The sequence below is a fragment of the Nocardioides rubriscoriae genome, assembly GCF_008087085.1.
Classification (GTDB): domain Bacteria; phylum Actinomycetota; class Actinomycetes; order Propionibacteriales; family Nocardioidaceae; genus Nocardioides; species Nocardioides rubriscoriae.
On sequence record NZ_VIYJ01000008.1, the window covers coordinates 143100 to 163117 of the forward strand.

At 71.4% G+C, this 20018-nt stretch carries 21 protein-coding genes; 6 read left to right on the forward strand and 15 right to left on the reverse strand.

Annotated elements, in window-relative coordinates; genetic code table 11:
* Window positions 1-31: 31 nt before the first annotated feature.
* Together FZC61_RS15315 and FZC61_RS15320 are read right to left on the reverse strand one after the other, a co-directional pair.
* Window positions 32-709 (reverse strand): VC0807 family protein, encoded by a 678-nt coding sequence (locus tag FZC61_RS15315; protein ID WP_148615046.1) that lies wholly within the window; start codon window positions 707-709, stop codon window positions 32-34.
* 162 nt (window positions 710-871) lie between these two features.
* Window positions 872-1534, reverse strand: a complete 663-nt coding sequence (locus FZC61_RS15320) for a VC0807 family protein (RefSeq protein ID WP_148615047.1) — start codon at window positions 1532-1534, stop codon at window positions 872-874.
* 199 nt (window positions 1535-1733) lie between these two features.
* On the opposite strand from FZC61_RS15320, the gene FZC61_RS15325 reads away from it, so the two are divergent.
* Window positions 1734-3698, forward strand: coding sequence for a potassium transporter Kup (locus FZC61_RS15325; protein ID WP_148615048.1), 1965 nt, complete (start codon window positions 1734-1736; stop codon window positions 3696-3698).
* Between the two features lie 113 nt (window positions 3699-3811).
* Window positions 3812-3943, forward strand: coding sequence for a hypothetical protein (locus tag FZC61_RS23955; protein WP_281289830.1), 132 nt, complete (start codon window positions 3812-3814; stop codon window positions 3941-3943).
* 340 nt (window positions 3944-4283) lie between these two features.
* Here the strand turns inward: FZC61_RS23955 and FZC61_RS15330 are convergent, their stop codons facing one another.
* The 6 genes from FZC61_RS15330 to FZC61_RS15355 form a co-directional block, all read right to left on the reverse strand.
* Entirely contained in the window at window positions 4284-4469 is a 186-nt protein-coding gene (locus FZC61_RS15330; protein ID WP_246142720.1) for a hypothetical protein, read from the reverse strand.
* Window positions 4470-4610: 141 nt separating this feature from the next.
* Window positions 4611-5714 (reverse strand): potassium channel family protein, encoded by a 1104-nt coding sequence (locus FZC61_RS15335; RefSeq protein ID WP_246142721.1) that lies wholly within the window; start codon window positions 5712-5714, stop codon window positions 4611-4613.
* Entirely contained in the window at window positions 5707-6678 is a 972-nt protein-coding gene (locus tag FZC61_RS15340) for a YihY/virulence factor BrkB family protein (protein WP_148615050.1), read from the reverse strand. Before FZC61_RS15340 ends, FZC61_RS15335 begins: the two co-directional genes overlap by 8 nt.
* Window positions 6679-6758: 80 nt before the next feature.
* Complete coding sequence (locus tag FZC61_RS15345) at window positions 6759-8171, reverse strand: cation:dicarboxylate symporter family transporter (RefSeq protein WP_148615051.1); 1413 nt, start codon at window positions 8169-8171, stop codon at window positions 6759-6761.
* A gap of 405 nt (window positions 8172-8576) precedes the next feature.
* Window positions 8577-10028, reverse strand: a complete 1452-nt coding sequence (locus FZC61_RS15350) for a glycine hydroxymethyltransferase (RefSeq protein WP_148615052.1) — start codon at window positions 10026-10028, stop codon at window positions 8577-8579.
* A 38-nt stretch (window positions 10029-10066) separates the two neighbouring features.
* Window positions 10067-10813: a hypothetical protein gene (locus tag FZC61_RS15355; protein ID WP_148615053.1), complete on the reverse strand. Its 747-nt coding sequence runs from the start codon at window positions 10811-10813 to the stop codon at window positions 10067-10069.
* A 363-nt stretch (window positions 10814-11176) separates the two neighbouring features.
* Here FZC61_RS15355 and FZC61_RS15360 point away from each other — a divergent pair, with 363 nt between their 5' ends.
* From FZC61_RS15360 to FZC61_RS15370, 4 genes are read left to right on the forward strand one after another with little or no spacing between them, the layout of a single operon-like run.
* The gene (locus FZC61_RS15360; protein ID WP_148615054.1) at window positions 11177-12895 is read left to right on the forward strand and encodes a nitrite/sulfite reductase; all 1719 of its coding nucleotides are present in this window, start codon (window positions 11177-11179) and stop codon (window positions 12893-12895) included.
* On the forward strand, window positions 12892-13050 hold the full coding sequence (locus FZC61_RS23135; RefSeq protein WP_170286120.1) for a hypothetical protein: 159 nt from the start codon (window positions 12892-12894) through the stop codon (window positions 13048-13050). Before FZC61_RS15360 ends, FZC61_RS23135 begins: the two co-directional genes overlap by 4 nt.
* A 5-nt stretch (window positions 13051-13055) precedes the next feature.
* The gene (locus tag FZC61_RS15365) at window positions 13056-13793 is read left to right on the forward strand and encodes a phosphoadenylyl-sulfate reductase (RefSeq protein WP_425465823.1); all 738 of its coding nucleotides are present in this window, start codon (window positions 13056-13058) and stop codon (window positions 13791-13793) included.
* A gap of 46 nt (window positions 13794-13839) precedes the next feature.
* Window positions 13840-14613 (forward strand): sirohydrochlorin chelatase, encoded by a 774-nt coding sequence (locus FZC61_RS15370; protein WP_148615056.1) that lies wholly within the window; start codon window positions 13840-13842, stop codon window positions 14611-14613.
* A gap of 85 nt (window positions 14614-14698) precedes the next feature.
* On the opposite strand, the gene FZC61_RS23475 is transcribed toward FZC61_RS15370, so the two are convergent.
* The 7 genes from FZC61_RS23475 to recA all read right to left on the reverse strand — a co-directional run bounded on the left by FZC61_RS23475 (window position 14699) and on the right by recA (window position 19890).
* On the reverse strand, window positions 14699-15097 hold the full coding sequence (locus FZC61_RS23475) for a DUF3037 domain-containing protein (protein WP_148615057.1): 399 nt from the start codon (window positions 15095-15097) through the stop codon (window positions 14699-14701).
* Window positions 15094-15855, reverse strand: coding sequence for a HipA family kinase (locus FZC61_RS15380; RefSeq protein WP_246142722.1), 762 nt, complete (start codon window positions 15853-15855; stop codon window positions 15094-15096). The genes FZC61_RS23475 and FZC61_RS15380 overlap by 4 nt, the downstream gene beginning before the upstream one ends.
* Window positions 15852-16700: a PPK2 family polyphosphate kinase gene (locus FZC61_RS15385; RefSeq protein WP_148615058.1), complete on the reverse strand. Its 849-nt coding sequence runs from the start codon at window positions 16698-16700 to the stop codon at window positions 15852-15854. The genes FZC61_RS15380 and FZC61_RS15385 overlap by 4 nt, the downstream gene beginning before the upstream one ends.
* 54 nt (window positions 16701-16754) lie before the next feature.
* Window positions 16755-17261, reverse strand: coding sequence for a hypothetical protein (locus tag FZC61_RS15390; protein ID WP_148615059.1), 507 nt, complete (start codon window positions 17259-17261; stop codon window positions 16755-16757).
* Between the two features lie 275 nt (window positions 17262-17536).
* A complete protein-coding gene (locus FZC61_RS15395) occupies window positions 17537-18022 on the reverse strand; it encodes a phosphoribosyltransferase (RefSeq protein WP_148615060.1) in 486 nt (161 codons plus the stop codon).
* Between the two features lie 37 nt (window positions 18023-18059).
* On the reverse strand, window positions 18060-18824 hold the full coding sequence (locus FZC61_RS23730) for a regulatory protein RecX (protein WP_246142723.1): 765 nt from the start codon (window positions 18822-18824) through the stop codon (window positions 18060-18062).
* A 1-nt stretch (window position 18825) separates the two neighbouring features.
* Window positions 18826-19890: a recombinase RecA gene (gene recA, locus FZC61_RS15405; protein ID WP_281289832.1), complete on the reverse strand. Its 1065-nt coding sequence runs from the start codon at window positions 19888-19890 to the stop codon at window positions 18826-18828.
* Window positions 19891-20018 lie beyond the last annotated feature (128 nt).

A 20018-nucleotide genomic window follows, 5' to 3' on the forward strand; every position in this document is an offset into this window, starting at 1 on the left:
ACTGGGTAAAGCGGCGACCGCTACGGGGTCGCTACGGGGTCGACGGTGCGCTCACGTGGCGCAGCACGACCAGCGAGCACCAGATCGTGACGGCGACCGCCGCCGCGGTCAGGCCGAGGACGGCGCTGTTCTTGACCAGCACGAAGCTGCCGATCGACAGCGACTCCAGCAACCACAGGCCGAGCGCGGCCTTGACCAGGCAGACCGCGCCCCAGAACGTCGTCAACCGCGAGAAGAGGCGGCGTACACGCGGATGGGCGGCCAGGTCGGGGCTCATCGGGTAGAAGTCGGCCGCCAGCCGGGCGACGAGGGGGCGGGCCGAGACGAGCGAGGTCAGGAAGACCGCGGCCACCACGGCGTCGCTGATGATGGGCTGGAGGAAGTAGACGTAGGTGTTGCCGGTCGAGAGCGTGAACACGGTGCGGATCGTCAGGATCGTGACGGTCAGGACCAGCAGGCCCGAGGTCGGTCGGCCGGTGACCCTGCGCCAGGCCAGGGCGCCGTAGGACCAGGCGAGCGCGGACAGGATCGCCGGCCCCAGGCCCGCGGTCTCGAGGACGGCGTAGAACAGCACCGCGGGCACGCCGCAGGCGACCAGCAGACTGAGCCCCACCGTGCGCAGGACCCCGGCGAGTGCGGCCCGGTGGGGGCAGACGGCAGGCGACACGGGCACGGCCGACACCGGCGCGGGTAGGGCGAGTATCGACATGGGGGGCTCCGTGGGCTGACGAGCTCGTGGTCGTGCGACTGTGCCGACTGTGCCGACTGCGCCGACACCAGGGTTATCGGGTGCCGGATCGCCGGACTTGTGGGCGATCGGGTGGACCGGATGACCCCGACGGGCCGGTGGGTCGACCCGGATGGGCCTTGCTCAGACGCCGGCGACGCTCTCGTGGCGCAGCACGACCAGGGACGCCCAGACGGTGACGGCGACGGCCAGGGCGGTCAGCCCGATCATGGCACTGCTCTTGACGAGCACGAAGGCACCGACCGACAGCGACTCGAGCAGCCAGAAGCCCACGCTGGCCTTGGCGAGGCAGACCCCGCCCCACATCAGGGTCAGCCGCCAGAACAGGCGGCGTACGTGCGGGTGGGCGGCCAGGTCGGGGCTCATCGGGTAGAAGTCGGCCGCCAGGCGGGAGACCAGCGGACGGGCCGAGGCGAGGGAGACGAAGAAGACCAGGGCCACGACGACATCGCTGACCACCGGTTGCAGGAAGTAGACGAAGGTGTTGCCGGTCGACAGGGTGAAGACCGTGCGGATCGTGAGCACCGTGGCGGTCAGCAGCAGCAGCCCCGACATCGGGCGGTGCGACAGGCGGCGCCAGCCGATCGCGCCGTAGGACCAGGCCAGGGCGGTCAGGATCGCCGCCGTCAGGCCGGCGGCCTGCAGGGTCGCGTAGAACAGCACGGCCGGCACGCCGCAGGCGACCAGCAGGCTCAGCGCCAGGCGGCGCATCACCGACGCCAGGGCGGCGGCGTGCGGGCACACCGGAGCGGTCGCGGCCGGTGGGGCGACGTCGAGCGAGGTCATCGGGCCTGCCTGCGTCCGCACGGTCACGGCCGACTGGTGGGTGCACCGGGAACGACGGGACGTGGGTGACCCGGGCTGGTATTCGTCGGCTGGTGACGACGGTACGCGCTCCGGCCGGGGAACGGGGACTTCCGGGTCTCCCGTTCGGTGGCGACGGTCCGGGCGGGTGGGCGCATGGCCGACGGGCTACCTTTCCGCCATGGCGAACGCGACAGCCGGCGGGTCCGGGGACGAGGCCCGCAGGGCACCGCAGGAGGACCGTGCGACGCACGGCCGCAAGGCCACGGCGGCGCTGACGCTCGGGGCCCTGGGCATCGTCTTCGGTGACATCGGGACCAGCCCGATCTACACGATGCAGACCGTCTTCAACCCCGAGGACCCGCACCCGGTGTCGGTGACCACCGACCACGTCTACGGCATCGCGTCGCTGATCTTCTGGTCGGTGACGATCCTGGTGACGATCAAGTACGTGCTGATCGTGCTGCGCGCCGACAACGAGGGCGAGGGCGGCATCCTGTCGCTGATGACCCTGCTCACCACGAGGGACGCACCCGGGTCGGCGCGGACCAAGGTGGTGCTGGCGGGGCTCGGCATCTTCGGCGCGTCGCTGTTCTTCGGCGACAGCATGATCACCCCGGCGATCTCGGTGCTCTCCGCCGTGGAGGGGCTGGAGCTGGTGCAGCCGTCGTTCGAGCCGTACGTCGTGCCGATCACCGCGGTGATCATCGTGCTGCTCTTCGCGGGCCAGCGGTTCGGCACCGAGACCGTGGGCCGGCTCTTCGGGCCGGTCATGGTGGTCTGGTTCTCCACGATCGGGGTGTTCGGGGCGATCGGGATCACCCACGAGCCCGAGGTGCTCAAGGGCCTGTCGCCGACCTACGCCGTCGACTTCATGGTCACCGACTTCGGCACCGCCTTCTTCGCCCTGGCCGCCTGCGTGCTCGCGATCACCGGGGCCGAGGCGCTCTACGCCGACCTCGGCCACTTCGGGCGGCCCAACATCGCGCGGGCCTGGCTGTTCGGGGCCTTCCCGGCGTGCATCCTGAGCTACCTGGGCCAGGGGGCGCTGATCCTCGAGGACAACGACAACGCGCGAGCGCCGTTCTTCCTGCTGGTGCCCGACGCGCTGCTGGTGCCGCTGGTGCTGCTCGCGACCGCCGCCACCGTGATCGCCTCGCAGGCCGTGATCACTGGCGCGTTCTCGGTCTCGCGCCAGGCGGTGCAGCTCGGCTACCTGCCGCGACTGCGGATGCTCTACACCTCCGACGAGACCTCCGGCCAGATCTACGTGCCGTGGATCAACTGGGTGCTGATGACGGCGGTGCTGGTGCTGGTCTTCAGCTTCCGCAGCTCGGCGTCGCTGGCCTACGCCTTCGGCATGGCCGTCACCGGGACGATCAGCATCGGGTCGGTGCTGCTCGCCTTCCTCGCGTGGAAGCACTGGAAGCTGCCGCTGCCGGGGGTCGTGCTCGGCACGGCCCTGTTCCTGTCCATCGAGCTGCTCTTCTTCGCTGCCAACCTCACCAAGCTCGAGAGCGGAGCCTGGCTGCCGCTGCTCATCGCGACGGCGGTCTTCACCGTGATGATGAACTGGCAGGCCGGACGCGCCCTGGTGACCCGACGTCGCGACCGCCACGAGGGTCAGCTGCGCGATTTCGTCGACCAGCTCCACGAGGGCACCCCCACGCTGGTCCGGACCCCGGGCACCGCGGTGTTCCTCAACCGCGACAAGGTCACCACCCCGCTGGCCATGCGTGCCAACGTCGAGCACAACCGCGTGCTGCACGAGCACGTCGTGGTCCTCTCGGTCGAGACGGCGATGACGCCGGTCGTGCACGACGACGACCGGATCACCATCGACGACCTCGGCTGGACCGACGACGGGATCGTCCACGTCCTGGCCCGCTACGGCTACACCGAGAACCCCGACGTGCCCGCGATCCTCGAGCGGGCCCGCGGGATGACCAAGGAGCTCTCCGCGGGCCCCGAGGACACGACGTACTTCGTGTCGACGATCGAGCTGCGCGCCGGCGACGAGCCCGGCATGGCCAGGTGGCGCAAGCGGCTCTTCGTCGCGACCGCCGGCATCTCGGCCGACGCCGTGGGCTACTTCAACCTGCCGCGTGACCGCACGGTGATCATGGGGTCGCAGATCGACGTGTGACCGGGCGATGATCACCCCTGGGCGCACGCGATGGCCTACTCGCGGGTGAACAACCGGGTGCACGACGGGGGCAGGGTCGAGGTCATGACCACTGCGCACATGGGGACGCACCGATGATCCGCCGCTACCTGGCCGGGATCATCGCCGGCACCGGGGACCTGCTCGGCCGACGACGCGCCGAGCCCGAGTGCTGGTGGGGCGCACCGAGCGGCGTCGGGTCCCTGGACCCGTCGCACGTGCGCTGACCGCGTCGACCTGCGACGGCCTGCGACGGCCTGCGACGGCCTGCGACGGCCTGCGACGGGGTGCGACGGGGTGCTGCGAGGTCTAGACCTCTGTCACGTCGCGCTGGGCCGACCTGCGATCGCGCGCTAGTCTTCTCGTACCGAGCCACTGGGGACCCGAGACCCCGGTGGCTCGGTTCCGTTTTCGCCCCCTTCCCCGACGCCGCAGCAGGTCGTGTGACGCAGACCACGTCGGCGGTTTGACGGTTTCTGCTGCGCGGGCCGCCGCCGGCGCCCTACAGTCTTCCTACCGAGCCACTGGGGACCCGAGACCCCAGTGGCTCGGTTCCATTTCCCCTGGTCACAGGGGCGTGAGGAGCGCGGCGGGGAGCCACTCCTCGACGACCGTCCAGGAGCTCGGACGCACGTGGGCGGCGTACAGGACGCGACCCTCCCAGCCGACCTGGGCCTGTCGCCACTCGACGAGCAGGCCCGGGCGCTTGACGCCATGGCCGTCGAGGGCGTCGGCGACCCAGCAGTGACGCATCGGGCACGGCTGCTGGGGCTGCTCACGGGGACGGTCGGGAGGCGCGCCGCGCTCCGCGAGGGGGACGCCCCGTCCTCGGTGACTCATGCCGCCGGCCATGGGTCGATGGTGCCACACGATCGAACGTGTGTTCGAGGAAGGTCAGTCCTCGTCGTCGGTCGCGAAGTCCTCGTCGTGGGTGCCGGGGCGCGGCGCCCAGGGCAGCTCCTTGGCCGGGCGTACGACGACCAGCCGGTCCCCGCGGGCGAGCAGGGCCACCACCGGGTCGAAGTAGCGGTAGACCTTCTCGTCACGCACCACCGAGATCACCTGGTCGGGCAGGCTCTGCGGCTGCTTGCCGACCTCGGAGACCAGCAGCTCGCGCTCGGCGACCTCGAGGCCCTCGCCGTAGGTCAGCAGGTCCTCCATGACCGTGCCGAGGGTGGGCGAGAGCGAGGACAGGCCCAGCAGGCGCCCGACCGCGTCGGAGGACGTGATCACCGAGCTGGCCCCCGACTGGCGCATCAGCGGCGCGTTCTCCTGCTCGCGCACCGAGGCGACGATCCAGGCGTCGGGGTTGAGCTGGCGCACCGTCAGCGTGGCGAGCACGTTGGAGTCGTCGCGGTCGGTGGTGATGATGACCTGGTCGGCCTCGGCGACCCCGGCCCGGCGCAGCACCTCGCGGCGGGTGGCGTCGCCGGTCACGACCGCCAGCCCGTCGGCGTGGGCCTCGGCCAGGGCCGTGGCGCTGGGGTCGACGATCACGATGCTCTCGCGCTGCAGGCCGTTGTTGATCAGCGTCTCGACGGCGCTGCGCCCCTTGGTGCCGTAGCCGACGACGACGATGTGGTGGGACACGGTCTTCCTCCAACGGGCGATGCGGATGAGCTCTCGGCCCTGCGACGCGAGGACCTCCAGGGTGGTGCCGATCAACAGCACGAGGAACGCGATGCGCGCAGGGGTGATGACGAAGGCGTTGACCAGACGGGCGGCGTCGCTGACCGGGGCGATGTCGCCGTAGCCGGTCGTGCTGAGCGTCACGGTCGTGTAGTAGAACGCGTCGATCAGGCTGACGGCGTTGGTCGGGTCGTTGTTGTCGGCATAGCCCTTGCGGTCGAGGTAGACCAGCATCGCGGTGCCGACGAGGATCGTGACCGCCAGCAGCAGCCGGCGCCCGAGCACCCACCAGGGCGAACGCACGCGCTCGGGGAGGTTGACCTTGCCACGGGCCGGGTTGGCCGACGTACCGGTCAGGTGCTCATCCACGTGCAGAACCTAGGGCACGCAGCCGCGCCATGAGCTCGTGCCTGGCCCGGGTGGTGTTCTTCTGCGGGAAGACCTCGTCGAACGCGGCGTTGACGGCGGCCCCGACGAGGACCGCGAGCGCGAGCAGGTAGAGCCACAGCAAGACCGCGATCGGCGCGGCCAGCGGGCCGTAGATCGACTTGGAGTCGGCCGCGGTGACCGTGAGCACCCAGCGCAGCACCGAGGAGCCGAGGATCCAGGCCAGGAGGGAGAAGGTCGCCCCCGGGAGGTTGAAGCTCCAGCTCGTCCGCACCGGCACCGACACGTGGTAGAGCGTGGCCAGGAAGCAGATGCAGACCACGATGACGATCGGCCAGTAGAACGACATCAGCAGGTCGAGCTCGTCGGGCAGCAGGTCGCGCACCAGGTGGGGGCCGGCGACCACGAGCGGCAGCGAGATCGCGCCGGTGATCATCGCCAGCAGGTAGAGGACGAACGCCAGCGCCCGGGTCTTGACGATCCCCCGGTGCCCGCCGAGCCCGTGCATGATCGTGATGGTGTCGACGAACACGTTGAGCGCACGCGAGCCCGACCACAGCGACAGCACGAACCCGAGCGAGATCACGTCGAGCCGCCCGCCCTGGAGCACGTCCGCGACGGTGGGCTCGATGACGGTGCTGACGGCGTTGTCGGTGAGGAACGTCGCACACAGGTCGATGACCGCGCGGCGGACCTCCTCGACCTGGGCAGCGCTGAACTGCTCGGAGACGTAGCCGACGGCCCCGGCCAGGGCGAAGACCAGCGGGGGCACCGAGACGACGGCGAAGAACGCGCCCTCGGCGGCCAGCCCGGTCACGCGGTAGCGCAGGCACGACGACACGGTCGTGACGACCAGGCGCCACAGCGTGTGGACCGCCTGACGGGTCCGCTCGGCCAGCCAGGCCCGGCGGTCCGGCGTCAGCGCCGCGTCGGTCCTCTGGCTCATGCGTCCACGCTAACGGCGGGTGGGCCCGGGATCAGGGATCCTCCGGCCCACCCGCCGCGTGAGATGTCCGACGTACGGCGTCAGGCAGGTTGGGTGGCCTTCTGCAGCACCGGCGAGGTCGGGTCGGCGACCTGGGCGGGTCCGGCAGGCTCCCCCGGCTCGACCTCGTGGTCGTCGACCATCGTGAGCTCGTCGAAGGGGTCCTCGCCGGCGAGCACCCGGTCCAGCTGCGGGCGGTCGAGGCCGCCGGTCCAGTGACCGATCAGGACCGTGGCGATGGCGTTGCCGGCGAAGTTGGTGACCGCGCGGGCCTCCGACATGAACCGGTCGATGCCCACGATGAGGCCGACGCCGTCGACGAGCTCGGGGCGGTGCGAGCTCAGCCCACCGGCCAGGGTGGCCATGCCGGCACCCGTGACGCCCGCGGCGCCCTTGGAGGCGATCATCATGAAGACCAGCAGCGAGACCTGCTCGCCGATCGACAACGGGTCACCGAGCGCCTGGGCGATGAACAGCGACGCCATCGTGAGGTAGATCGCGGTGCCGTCGAGGTTGAAGGAGTAGCCGGTCGGGACGACGACGCCCACGGTGGGCTTGTCGACCCCGGCGTGCTCCATCTTGGCGATCAGGCGCGGCAGGGCCGACTCGGACGACGACGTCGAGACGATGAGCAGGAACTCACGGCCGAGGTACTTGAACAGCGAGAACACGTTGACGCCGGTGGCGACCCGCAGCAGGGTCCCGAGCACGCCGAGGACGAACAGCGCGCACGTGACGTAGAAGCCGATCATCAGCACCGCGAGGCTCTTGAGCGCGTCGGCACCGGTCGCGCCGACCACGGCGGCCATGGCACCGAAGGCCCCGACCGGGGCAGCCCACATGATCATCGCCAGCACGCGGAACACGACCCGCTGGACGTGCCCGACGCCCCGCAGGACCGGCTCCCCGGCGCGGCCCATCTGCTGCAGCGCGAAGCCGACCAGCAACGCCACGAGCAGGGTCTGCAGCACCTCGCCCGAGGTGAGCGCGGACAGCAGCGAGTCGGGGATGATCCCGAGGAGGAAGTCGGTGGTGGTGCCGTGGGCGTCGGCGGCCTGCTCCTGGCCCTGGCCCGCCACCGCGTCGGTCAGCGTCAGGCCGCTACCCGGGTGCAGCAGGTTGCCGACGACCATGCCGATCGCCAGGGCGAAGGTCGACATCGTCACGAAGTAGACCAGCGCCAGGCCGCCGACCTTGCCGACCCGGGCGGCGCTGGCCACGGACCCGACGCCCAGGACGATCGTGCAGAAGATGACCGGCTGGATCATCATCCGGATCAGGGCCACGAAGCCGGTGCCGAGCGGCTTGAGCTCGACGGCTGCGTCGGGGAAGACCAGGCCGACCACGATGCCGAGGGCCACGGCCGCGATCACCGCGAGGTAGAGGTAGTGGGTGCGGTTGCAGGCCTGTGCGGCCTTGCCCGCCCGGGTCCCGCTGGGTGTCTGCGTGCTCATCGTCGTACCTCCCGGCTGCCGTGCTGCCGGGTGGGTCCCGGCCGGGACCCACTGTGGTGAGGCTTGTGGCGCGCGTCACCCTTGTGTTCGTTGTGGTCGCTGCGTGCATGCTCGCCTCTAGGCGACCCGCGTCTCGCTGGCCGCCCCTGCTTGGCATTGCTCCCGCCGGTCTGGGTGGCGGCCGCTGGGGCCGCCCGCCGGTTCCGGGCGGCCAGCCAGAAGCGGGCCGACCGGAGTCGAACAACCTGACCAGCAAGAAGGCGCCCCCACCACAGGCCCACCAGGACCACAGGCGCACGGAGACGGAGGTCGGCCCCTGCGTCCTGGCGGCCGCTACCCAGACCGGCGGTCAGCGATGCCAGGCCCGGGCGGCCAGCAGGACGCGGGCCGACCGGAGTCGACCGATCAGGACAGGTCGAGGCCGGGGTAGAGGGGGTGCTTGTCGAGCATCTCGGCGGAGGCGTCCTTGACCTTGTCGGCGACGCCCTCGGCCAGCGTGTAGGACGCCTTGGACGGGGTGCCGGCCTTGGTGGTGCCGGGCTGGGTGTTCTGCAGGACGTGCACGATCAGCTCAGCGACGGTGTCGAACTCGTCGTGGCCGAAGCCACGGGTGGTGAGCGCGGGGGTGCCGAGCCGGATGCCGGAGGTGTACCAGGCACCGTTGGGGTCGGCCGGGACCGAGTTGCGGTTGGTGACGACACCGGCGTCGATGAGCGCGGACTCGGCCTGACGGCCGGTGAGGCCGTACTTGGACACGTCGAGCAGCACGAGGTGGTTGTCGGTGCCCCCGGTGACCAGGTCGGCACCACGGGTCAGGAACCCCTCGGCCAGCGACTTGGCGTTGTCGGCGACCTGCTGGGCGTAGGCCTGGAACGAGGGCTGGCGCGCCTCGGCGAACGCGACCGCCTTGGCGGCCATGACGTGCGACATCGGGCCACCGAGCACCATCGGGCACCCGCGGTCGACGCTGGGGGCGTACTCCTCGGTGGCCAGCACGATGCCGCCGCGCGGGCCGCGCAGCGACTTGTGCGTGGTGGAGGTGACGACGTGCGCGTGCGGCACGGGGTCCTCGTCGCCGATGAAGACCTTGCCGGCGACCAGCCCGGAGAAGTGGGCCATGTCGACCATGAAGGTGGCGCCGACCTCGTCGGCGATCTCGCGCATCTTGGCGAAGTTGACCCGGCGGGGGTAGGCGGAGTAGCCGGCCACCAGGATCAGCGGCTTGAACTCGCGGGCCTTCGCGGCCAGGGCGTCGTAGTCGAGCAGGCCGGTGGCCGGGTCGGTGCCGTACTGCTGCTGGTGGAACATCTTGCCGCTGATGTTGGGGCGGAAGCCGTGCGTGAGGTGGCCGCCCGCGTCGAGGCTCATGCCGAGCAGGCGCTGGTTGCCGAGCTCGTGGCGCAGCTGCTCCCAGTCAGCGTCGGTGAGCTCGTTGATGTTCTTCTTGCCGGCCTTCTCGAGCCAGGGGCCCTCGACGCGGTGCGCGAGGATCGACCAGTACGCCACCAGGTTGGCGTCGATGCCCGAGTGGGGCTGCACGTAGGCGTACTCGGCGCCGAACAGCTCACGGGCGTGCTCGGCGGCCAGCGACTCGACGGTGTCGACGTTCTGGCAGCCGGCGTAGAAGCGGTGGCCGACGGTGCCCTCGGCGTACTTGTCGCTGAACCAGGTGCCCATCGTGAGCAGCACCGCCGGCGAGGCGTAGTTCTCGCTGGCGATGAGCTTGAGCGAGCCGCGCTGATCGGCGAGCTCACGACGGGTGGCCTCGGCGATCCGCGGCTCGACCGAGGCGATCACCTCCAGCGCCTGCGAGTATGCGGAGCTGGTCAGGCTGGTCAGGTTGTTCACGTCGGCCATGGGGCCCAGCGTAGTGGCGTCCGGGCCCCCGGCGCGCCTCACCCGACGGTGCTGGACCTCGAGGCCCCGCTCACCCCGGGGCGTCGCGGCGGCTGCCCGGCCGCCGGCGCTCGGACCGCCCACGTCCCGTAGGTGAAGCAGACGCCGCTGCAGTCGAAGTTGATGTAGAAGCCGTCTGCGGAGGCTCCGGTGGACGGGGGGCTGATGGAGCCGACGACCTCGAGGGTCGCGCCGAAGTTGGCCGTGGTGTAGAAGCACAGCCACTCGACCGTGGCGACCTCGCCGGGTGCGGGGCAGTCAGCCGTGTACGGGCCCCCGCTGGGGATCAACGTGTACCTGCCCGACCCGACGTAGCCGGGCAGCTTGGACCGGAAGTTGATCACCGAGGCGTTGTACCCGGCGTCCCCGAAGGCGCCGTACACGCCGGTCTGCACGCTCTCGGGCTTGGCGACCACGGGCACAAGGGCGGAGGAGTCCAGGCCGTCGAGCCGGTCGGCGTCGCGCGCCTTCTTGAGGATGTTGTCGGGCAGGTAGCCCTGCTTGGAGGTGGCGACGAGCTTGCCGGCGCGCTGGCTGACGGACGCACCCGCGCTGACCGCGTGCTTGCCGTCGACCTTGTCGGCGTTGGTGACCATCGAGGCCACGCTCGGCGTCGCCATCACCATGCCGCTCACGACGACGGCCACGGCGGCGGTGCGCAGGTCGCGCCCCAGCCCGTGGCGGCCGACGAGGTGCTTGATCCTGCTGCCCATGGTCTGCTCCTTCTTCTCGGTCGGGGCTCCCACCTTTCTCTCCGCGAGCGGGGCTGCCCATGGCCCGAGCGGGCCATTCCGGCCTGGACCACCGTCGTGTCCGCCGTGTGACGTACGACGCACCCGGCGGCCTTCCCCGCGGAACGACGCGGGACATCGTTCCGCATGGTGGACTTGACGTCCACATCATGAGATCTCGCCTTGTGATCGCCCTGTCCGCACCGTGAGACTCCTTGACATGATCAGCGCCGAGACGCACGTCCACCTCGTGGTACGCCGCCACGTGGACCTGGGGCGTACTCGCAGCGCGATCTGTCGGGCCCGCTGACCCACGTCGCCACGACCAGCAGCCGCGTCCCGCGCGGCGCCGCCCCTCAGCGAAGGACCACCTCTGCCATGCCCGACCAGCGCTTCCAGTCCCAGAAGGCCAAGCACACCGAGATCCCGCGCCCCAAACGCGCCGAGGGCCAGTGGTCCCTGGGGTTCACCGAGCCGCTCAACAAGAACGAGCAGTCAAAGAAGGACGACGACCCGCTGAATGTCCGCGCGCGGATCATCAACATCTACTCCAAGCGCGGCTTCGCCTCCATCGACCCCGCCGACCTGCGCGGGCGTTTTCGCTGGATGGGCCTCTACACCCAGCGCGCTCCCGGCTTCGACGGCGGCAAGACCGCGATGCTCGAGGAGGAGGAGCTCGACGACGAGTACTTCATGCTCCGCGTGCGCTCCGACGGCCGGCTGCTGTCGCACGACGCCGTGCGGACCCTGGGGCGCATCGGCGTCGACTTCGCCCGTGACACCGCCGACGTCACCGACCGCGAGAACATCCAGTACCACTGGATCCGCGTCGAGGACGTCCCCGAGATCTGGGACCGGCTCGACGCCGCCGGGCTGAGCAGCCTCGAGGCCTGCGGCGACTCCCCCCGCCCGTTCCTCGGCTCGCCGGTGGCCGGCGTCGCCGCCGACGAGATCATCGACGGCACCTCGGCGCTGGAGGAGATCTACGAGCGCTACATCGGCGACCCGGCCTTCTCCAACTTCCCCCGCAAGTTCAAGACCGCACTGACCGGCCACCCGGGCCACGACGTCGTCCCCGAGGTCAACGACGTGGCCTTCGTCGGCACCGTCCACCCCGAGCACGGCCCCGGCTTCGACTGCTGGGTGGGCGGCGGGCTGTCGACCAACCCGATGCTCGCGGCCAAGCTCGGCGTCTGGATCCCGCTCGACGAGGTCGCCGACGTGTGGGCCGCCGTCGCCTCGGTCTTCCGCGACTACGGCTACCGCCGGCTGCGCTCGCGGGCCCGGCTGAAGTTCCTCGTCGCCGACTGGGGCGTGGAGAAGTTCCGTGAGGTCATGGAGAAGGAGTACCTCGGCCGCGAGCTGGTCTCCTGCGAGTCGCCCGCCGCGCCCGTCGGCCACCGCGACCACATCGGTGTCCACGACCAGAAGGACGGCCTGAAGTACGTCGGTGTCGCGCCCGTCGCGGGCCGCGTCTCCGGCACCCTGCTGGTGCAGCTGGCCGACCTCATCGAGGAGTACGGCGTCGCGGGGGCCCGCCTGACGCCGTACCAGAAGATCGTGCTGATCGGCGTGCGCCCCGAGGTCGTCGACGAGCTCGTCGGCCGCCTCGACGAGATCGGCCTGTCGGCCCGCCCGTCCAACTGGCGCCGCAACACGATGGCCTGCACCGGCATCGAGTTCTGCAAGCTGGCGATCGTCGACACCAAGGAGCGGGCGCGCGCGCTGGTCGGCGAGCTCGAGAAGCGCTTCCCCGACCTCGACACCCCCATCACCGTCAACGTCAACGGCTGCCCCAACGCCTGCGCACGCACCCAGGTCGCCGACATCGGGCTCAAGGGCCAGCTCGTGATGCAGGACGGCGAGCAGGTCGAGGGGTTCCAGGTGCACCTCGGCGGCGCGACCGGCCTGCAGGCCAACTTCGGCCGCAAGCTGCGCGCCCACAAGGTCACCAGCGCCGGACTCGACGACTACGTCACCGCGGTCGTCACCAACTACCTCGGCGACCGGGCCGACGCCGCCGAGAGCTTCGCGGACTGGGTCGCGCGCGCCGACGAGGAACTACTGCGCGGCGACAAGGTGTTGAGCTCCTTATGAGCGAACGCGCCGTCCCCTTCCACTGCCCCTACTGCGGCGACCAGAACCTCTGGCCGCACGAGGCGACGCACGGCGCCTGGGAGTGCCGGGACTGCCAGCGCGTCTTCTCGCTCAAGAGCCTCGGGATCCTGCGCGCCGGGGGGGTCCAGTCGTGAGCACCGTGCTGACCCAGACCGCGCGCGACAACCGCGGCATCGAGACCGCGGGCCGGTCCTCCGAGGAGCTGCGCGACCTGGTCTCGCACTGGGGCGCCGAGCTCGAGCTGGCCCCCGCCGAGACCATCATCGAGTGGGCCGCCGCCACCTTCGGCGACCGCTTCTGCCTGACCTCCTCGATGGGCGACGCCGTGCTCGCGCACGTCGCGGCCAAGGTCGTGCCCGGCATCGACGTAGTCTTTCTCGACACCGGCTACCACTTCGCCGAGACCATCGGCACCCGCGACGCCGTGCAGCACACGATGGACGTCAACCTGCTGTCGATCACGCCCAAGCAGAGCGTCGCCGAGCAGGACGCCACGGAGGGCAAGGACCTCTTCCGGACCGACCCCGACCGCTGCTGCGCCCTGCGCAAGGTGGCGCCGTTGGCCGACGCGCTGGCGTCGTACGACGCGTGGGCCACGGGCCTGCGTCGCGCCGAGACCCACAACCGCGTCATCGCGCCGGTGATCGGCTGGGACGCCAAGAAGGGCAAGGTCAAGGTCTCTCCCCTGGCTCGCTGGAGCGACGAGCAGGTGGAGCGCTACATCGCGGACAACGGCGTCCTGGTCAACCCGCTCGTCTACGACGGGTACCCCTCGATCGGGTGCGCCCCCTGCACCCGGCGCGTCGCGCCCGGCGAGGACCCGCGCAGCGGGCGTTGGGCCGGCACCAACAAGACCGAGTGCGGGATCCACCAGTGACCCCGGCTCACACGCACATCCAGCAGCAAGGAAGGAGGCGGCCCTGATGGCTGCTCCCGCACTGGTGGCCCTGGCTCCGGCCAGCCGAGACGCACGGACCACCAAGACGATCACCGCGCTCGTCGACGAGGTGAAGGCGCAACGCCCCGACCTCCGCGTCGAGCGCGCCTTCCTCGACCCGGGCACCCCCGGCTCGACCGGTGCCCGGTGGACGCGCCCTGAGCTCCAGAGCGTCGTCGACCGGCTGGTCAAGGCCGGGTACGACGAGATCGTCGTGGTCCCCCTCATCCTGACCGAGGCCTTCGGCGGTCTCGGCGACCTCTCCGGCGCAGTGACCGCCGCGACCACGCGCCACCCCGGGCTGCAGGTCCGGGTCAGTGCCTCGCTCGGTCTCGAGACGTGCTTCCTGGAGGTCCTCGACGAACGGCTGCGCGACACCCTGCGCGACGCCCGGTGCCGCGAGCTCGACGCCCTGGTGCTCGCCGCGGCCGGTTCCCCCGACCCGTTGGCCAACCAGTCCGTCGCCCGGCTCGCCCGCCTGTGGGGCACCCACCACAAGCTGCCCGTCACGGCGGCCTACGCCGCGAGCGCGCCGCCGGCCACCGGCGAGGCCGTGCGGGCCTTCCGCGGCGAGGGCCGACGCCACATCGCCGTCGCCTCTCTCTTCCTGACCCCCGGTGAGCTCACCGACCGCGCCGCCGAGCTCGCCCTCGAGGCCGGCGCCGTCGCCGTCTCCGCCCCGCTCGGCGCCCACCCCGAGGTCGCCCGGGTGATCCTCGCGCGCTACGCCGTCGGCGCCGTCGAGCTCGTCCCCGTCTGACCTGACTCCGGTCGACCCGTCGCGTCCACGCGACGGGTCGACTGATTTTTCCGTCGACCCGTCGCGTCTACGCGACGGGTCGGCGTCATCCGAGCAGGTGGTGGAGGAGGTGCTCGAGCTGGCGACCCGGGTCGTGGGTCAGGCCGCCGTGGACGGGACCCGGCTGCAGGACGGTGCTGCGGGGTGCCTTGAGGTAGCCGAACCGCTGGCTGATCGGGACCCGACCCGCGCTGCCGGCCCGCGGGTCGCCGGAGCAGACCGCGCCGACGAAGGCGAGCGACTCGCGCAGCTGGTCGGGGTCGACGAGGGCGTCGACCGCGCCCAGCCGCGCCGGGTCGACCCTCCAGGCGGCGTCGAGGTAGTCGGTGGCGTGGCAGTAGAGCACCACGCCGACGTTGAGGAACTCCTCGCGATCGACCCGAGGGACGCAGCGCAGCGCGACGTACTGGTAGGCGTGCCGGCCGGCCGGGCCCGAGCCGCTCACGGCAGCCACTGCCGGGTGCCGAGGCGGGCGGTGAGGAAGTCGACGTAGGCCGAGCGCAGCGCCTCGGGCGTGTCGGCCCCGGGCACCGGGTCGAGCCAGGCGTCGGGGACGAGGGCGACGACCTCGGCGAGCAGGTCGGGCGTCACCGTCTCGGTGAGCCGGGCGTCGGCGGCGGCCAGGTCGTCGGCCCGCTCGCGCAGGACGTGGTCGGTCGGGTCCCAGGGCTGGGCCGCGAAGCGGGCCGGGTCGGTGAGGCCGCCGGGCCAGGCGTGGTGGAAGTAGAGCGCGGCGCCGTGGTCGATGACCCAGAGCTCGTCGCCCCAGACCAGGAGGTTGGGGTTGCGCCAGGAGCGGTCGACGTTGGCGCAGAAGGCGTCGAGCCACACCACGGTGCTGGCCACCTCGGACGTCGTGCCGGTGTCGCCGTCGAAGCCGAACGACCCGGGCAGGAAGTCGATGCCGAGGTTGAGCCCGGTGCTGGACGTCAGCAGGTCCTGGACCTCCTCGTCGGCCTCGTAACGCGCGATCTCGGCGTCGAGGTCGAGCACCACCTGGCGCGGGGTGCTGAGCCCGATACGACGAGCCAGCTCACCCACGATGACCTCGGCGACCAGCACCCGCGGTCCCTGGCCCGCCCCGCGGAACTTGCAGACGTAGGTGCCGAGGTCCTCGGCCTCCACCACCCCGGGCAGGCTGCCCCCCTCACGCAGCGGGGTCACGTAGCGCGTGACCGCGACCGTGGCCAGCGGCTCGTTCACGCGACCGGTGCCTCGTCCTGCAGGCGCGCGCGCTGCTCGGCGACGTCGAAGTCGGCGGCCGGCCACTGCGGGTCGAGACCGCGCAGCGCCGCGTGGAGCAGGGTCCCGACGGCGAGGTTGCGGTACCACTTCTTGTCCGCCGGCACGACGTACCACGGGGCCGCCGCGGTGTGGGTGCGCTCCAGCGCGATCTCGTAGGCCTGCCGGTAGGCCGGCCACAGCGCCCTCTCGTCGACGTCGCCCGGGTTGAACTTCCAGTGCTTGGTCGGGTCGTCGAGGCGCGCCAGGAGCCGCCTCTTCTGCTCCTCGGCCGAGACGTGCAGCATGCACTTGACGACCGTCGTGCCGGTCTCGACGAGCCGGTGCTCGAAGGCGTTGATCGCGTCGTAGCGCCGCTCGATCTCGTCGGGCGCGGCAAGATCGCGGACCCGGGCGATCAGCACGTCCTCGTAGTGGGACCGGTCGAAGACCCCGACGTAGCCCGGCAGCGGGAGCGCCCGCTCGATGCGCCACAGGAAGTCGTGGCTGCGCTCCTCCTCGGTGGGTGCCTTGAACGAGGTGATCCGCACGCCTTGCGGGTCGACCAGGCCGACCGTCTTGCGCAGGGTGCCGCCCTTGCCGGAGGTGTCCATGCCCTGGAGCACGAGCAGCACCGAGCGGGTGCCGCCGGCCCTGCCCTCGGCGAACAACCGCTCCTGCAGCTCCGCGAGCTCGGGGCCCAGGGCCTCCAGGTCGGCGACCCCCGACGTCTTGTCACCGTCGTAGGCCGGGGCCGCGTCGGTGTCGGTGGCCGCGAGGTCGACGGGTCCGGGGCTCAGCCGCAGGGCCTTCGCGATGCTGGTCATGGGCGACACCCTAGGCCTCGGCCCGCCCCCGCGGCGCGTGGTCGGGGCGGCGGGTCACCGGGACGCGAGCAGGCGGCGTCCGACGCCGACGATGCCGACCACCGCCAGGATGCCGAACAGCGCGAGGTCCTTGCCGTACTCCTGGAGCACCTCGGGCTCGGTGATCGCCTCGCGGATGAACGCCGGTCGCGACAGGCCGATGACGCCGAGGTCGTCGTAGACGTCGTAGGCGTCGCTCGCGACGATCGCAAAGAACGAGACGATGACGCCGACGACGATCAGGAGCAGCAGGGGCACCAGGCCCTTGCGCGCCGGGCGACCGGCCGCGGCCTCGTAGAGGTACGCCGCGCCGAAGGCGATCACCAGGCTGCTGATGGCGGCGACGAAACCGAGCCGCCAGATCACGACCGTCAGGACGATCCCGCCGACGACGGCGCCGGTGGCGGCGAGCAGGCCGAGGCCCACGCGCTCGGGGGGCAGCGCGGCCGCGGTCGGCGCGTAGGGCTGGGACGGCTGGGATGGCTGGTCCGGCTGGTCCGGCGGTGAGGACGGGAAGGACACGGTGTGCTCCGATCGGTCGGGCCGGTCGGCCCCGAGACAGGTGTGGACAGGCGACCCCACCACCCCGTGTGGGCCTGACGCGTCGTCGAGCGACGCGGGTCAGCCGACGACGCGGCGCAGGTCGAGGGTGCACGCTACGACAGTGTGGACCGAGCCATCGACCGAGCCGTCGTCCCGCGTCAGGGGACGTGGCGGTGAGGGCCTCGAGCGTCCGCGCCCTGTCGGACCGCCCCCCGCGTCACCGTGGTGGGGCGCGGCGCCACCGCCCGGCACGGTCAGTCGCGGGACCGCTGGACCAGGGGCGAGCGCGACGACCACGGGAACTCGACCCAGGCGTCGGTCGCCCTCCACGAGTAGTCGGGGCGCACGACCGAGCGGGGCTTGGCGTAGACGACGGCGGTGCGGACCTCGGCGACGTAGCCGGAGCAGAACGCCTGGACGTGGCGCAGGGTGAGACCGGTGTCGGCGACGTCGTCGACGACGAGCACCCGCAGGCCGGCGAGGTCGACGACGTCGGGCACCGGCGGCAGCATGATCGGCACCTCGAGACGCTGGTCGACACCGGTGTAGAACTCCACGTTGACCGTCGACAGGTTCTTGACGTCGAGGGCGTAGGCCAGACCCATGCCGAGGGCCAGGCCACCACGAGCGATCGAGAGCACCACGTCGGGCTCGTAGCCGTCGTCGACCACCTGACGGGCCAGGTCGTCGACCGACTCACCGAACCCCTGCCAGGTCAGGACCTCACGCTCGCTGCTCACGCGCGGAAGTCTGGCACGGTGACGTCTCGGTGATGTTTCAGTCGTCGGGGGCCTGTCGGCCCGACGCGGCCAGCTCGTCCTTGACCACGGCGAACGCGAGGCCGGACCCGTAGCCCTTGCGGGCCAGCATGCCGACCAGGCGACGGGTCGCGGTGGTGTCGTCGACCCGGTGCAGGGAGCGCAGCTTCTTGCGGACCAGGGCCCGGGCGGCCTCCTCCTCGTCGGCCGGGTCGACCTCGTCGAGGGCCTCGCGCGCCACGTCGTCGGCGATGCCCTTGCGGCGCAGCTCCTGGGCCAGGGCCCGACGGGCCAGGCCCTTGCCGGCGGCGGCGCCCCGCCCGGAGATCCACGCCCGGGCGAAGGCGTCGTCGTCGACCAGGCCGACCTCCTCGAACCGGTCGAGCAGCCGGGTCGCCACGTCGTCGGGCACCCCCTTGCTCGCCAGCTTGTCGGCCAGCTCGCTGCGCGAGCGGGCCCGACCGGTGAGCTGGTCGAGCAGGATCGTGCGCGCGACCGACTCGGGGTCCGCGTCGGGACCGAGCGCGACCGGGTCGGGCTTCGCTTCTGGCCAGCGGGAGCGGCGTGCCGGTCTCGTGACGGACGCCGACGCGCTGCCCTCGTCCGGCGTGGGGTCGGGCCGGGTGCGGCGGTTGCGGGGGTCTCGAGGTGGTTCCTGAGGTGCGAGCCTGCGAGCCTCGAAGGGCTCGTCGCCAGCGCTCCTCGCACCTCGACCACCGTGGGCGCGGCGGGTCCAGGCGGCGACGCCCTCGTGGACGTCGCCGCGCCACGACTCGTCGCTCACCTCAGAAGTCGTCGACACCGATCGGCTTGTCGGAGAGGTCCGACAGCGGGTCGGCGGGCTTCTCGACGTTGGGCCCGACGCCGAGCTTCTCGAGGATCCGCTTCTCGAGCTCGTTGGCGAGGTCGGGGTTGTCCTTGAGGAAGGTGCGGGCGTTCTCCTTGCCCTGGCCGAGCTGGTCGCCGTCGTAGGTGTACCAGGCACCGGCCTTGCGGACGATGCCCGCCTCGACGCCGACGTCGATCAGGCCGCCCTCGCGGCTGATGCCCTTGCCGTACATGATGTCGAACTCGGCCTGCTTGAACGGCGGGGCGACCTTGTTCTTGACGACCTTGACCCGGGTGCGGTTGCCGACCATGTCGGTGCCGTCCTTGAGGGTCTCGATGCGACGGACGTCGAGGCGGACCGAGGAGTAGAACTTCAGCGCGCGGCCACCGGTCGTGGTCTCGGGCGAGCCGAACATGACGCCGATCTTCTCGCGCAGCTGGTTGATGAAGATGGCGGTGGTGCCGGAGTTGTTGAGGGCACCGGTCATCTTGCGCAGCGCCTGGCTCATCAGGCGGGCCTGCAGACCGACGTGGCTGTCACCCATCTCGCCCTCGATCTCGGCGCGCGGCACGAGCGCGGCCACCGAGTCGATGACGATCAGGTCGAGCGCGCCGGAGCGGATCAGCATGTCGGCGATCTCGAGGGCCTGCTCACCGGAGTCGGGCTGGGAGACCAGCAGGGCGTCGGTGTCGACCCCGAGGGCGGCGGCGTAGTCGGGGTCGAGCGCGTGCTCGGCGTCGATGAAGGCGACGATGCCGCCGGCGGCCTGGGCGTTGGCCACCGCGTGCAGGGCGACCGTCGTCTTGCCGGAGGACTCCGGGCCGTAGATCTCGACGACCCGCCCGCGCGGCAGGCCGCCGAGGCCGAGGGCCACGTCGAGGGCGATCGACCCGGTCGGGATGATCTCGAGGGGGGCGCGGGTCTCGTCGCCCAGGCGCATGACCGAACCCTTGCCGAACTGCTTCTCGATGTTGAGCAGCGCGGCGTCCAGGGCCTTGTCGCGGTCTCCACCAGCCATGATCTTGTGTCCTTACGTCAGTGTGTGTCGGATGTGAGGTCGTCGTCCTGATCTGTCCGGCGAGACGCTAGGGGCGACCACCGACAGTGCGCCACGAGGAGCGCGCTGCCTGTGGACGAACGCCTGGGACA

What these genes read in the sequence shown, in the direction of transcription:
- FZC61_RS23955 (WP_281289830.1), top strand. Translation starts at nt 3,812, where the DNA reads ATGATCCGCCGCTACCTGGCCGGGATCATCGCCGGCACCGGGGACCTG.
- FZC61_RS15345 (WP_148615051.1), bottom strand. Translation starts at nt 8,171, where the DNA reads ATGAGCACGCAGACACCCAGCGGGACCCGGGCGGGCAAGGCCGCACAG.
- FZC61_RS15370 (WP_148615056.1), top strand. Translation starts at nt 13,840, where the DNA reads ATGGCTGCTCCCGCACTGGTGGCCCTGGCTCCGGCCAGCCGAGACGCA.
- FZC61_RS15330 (WP_246142720.1), bottom strand. Translation starts at nt 4,469, where the DNA reads ATGCGTCACTGCTGGGTCGCCGACGCCCTCGACGGCCATGGCGTCAAG.
- FZC61_RS15320 (WP_148615047.1), bottom strand. Translation starts at nt 1,534, where the DNA reads ATGACCTCGCTCGACGTCGCCCCACCGGCCGCGACCGCTCCGGTGTGC.
- FZC61_RS15360 (WP_148615054.1), top strand. Translation starts at nt 11,177, where the DNA reads ATGCCCGACCAGCGCTTCCAGTCCCAGAAGGCCAAGCACACCGAGATC.
- FZC61_RS15315 (WP_148615046.1), bottom strand. Translation starts at nt 709, where the DNA reads ATGTCGATACTCGCCCTACCCGCGCCGGTGTCGGCCGTGCCCGTGTCG.
- FZC61_RS15385 (WP_148615058.1), bottom strand. Translation starts at nt 16,700, where the DNA reads ATGACCAGCATCGCGAAGGCCCTGCGGCTGAGCCCCGGACCCGTCGAC.
- FZC61_RS15350 (WP_148615052.1), bottom strand. Translation starts at nt 10,028, where the DNA reads ATGGCCGACGTGAACAACCTGACCAGCCTGACCAGCTCCGCATACTCG.
- FZC61_RS23135 (WP_170286120.1), top strand. Translation starts at nt 12,892, where the DNA reads ATGAGCGAACGCGCCGTCCCCTTCCACTGCCCCTACTGCGGCGACCAG.
- FZC61_RS15340 (WP_148615050.1), bottom strand. Translation starts at nt 6,678, where the DNA reads ATGAGCCAGAGGACCGACGCGGCGCTGACGCCGGACCGCCGGGCCTGG.
- FZC61_RS15325 (WP_148615048.1), top strand. Translation starts at nt 1,734, where the DNA reads ATGGCGAACGCGACAGCCGGCGGGTCCGGGGACGAGGCCCGCAGGGCA.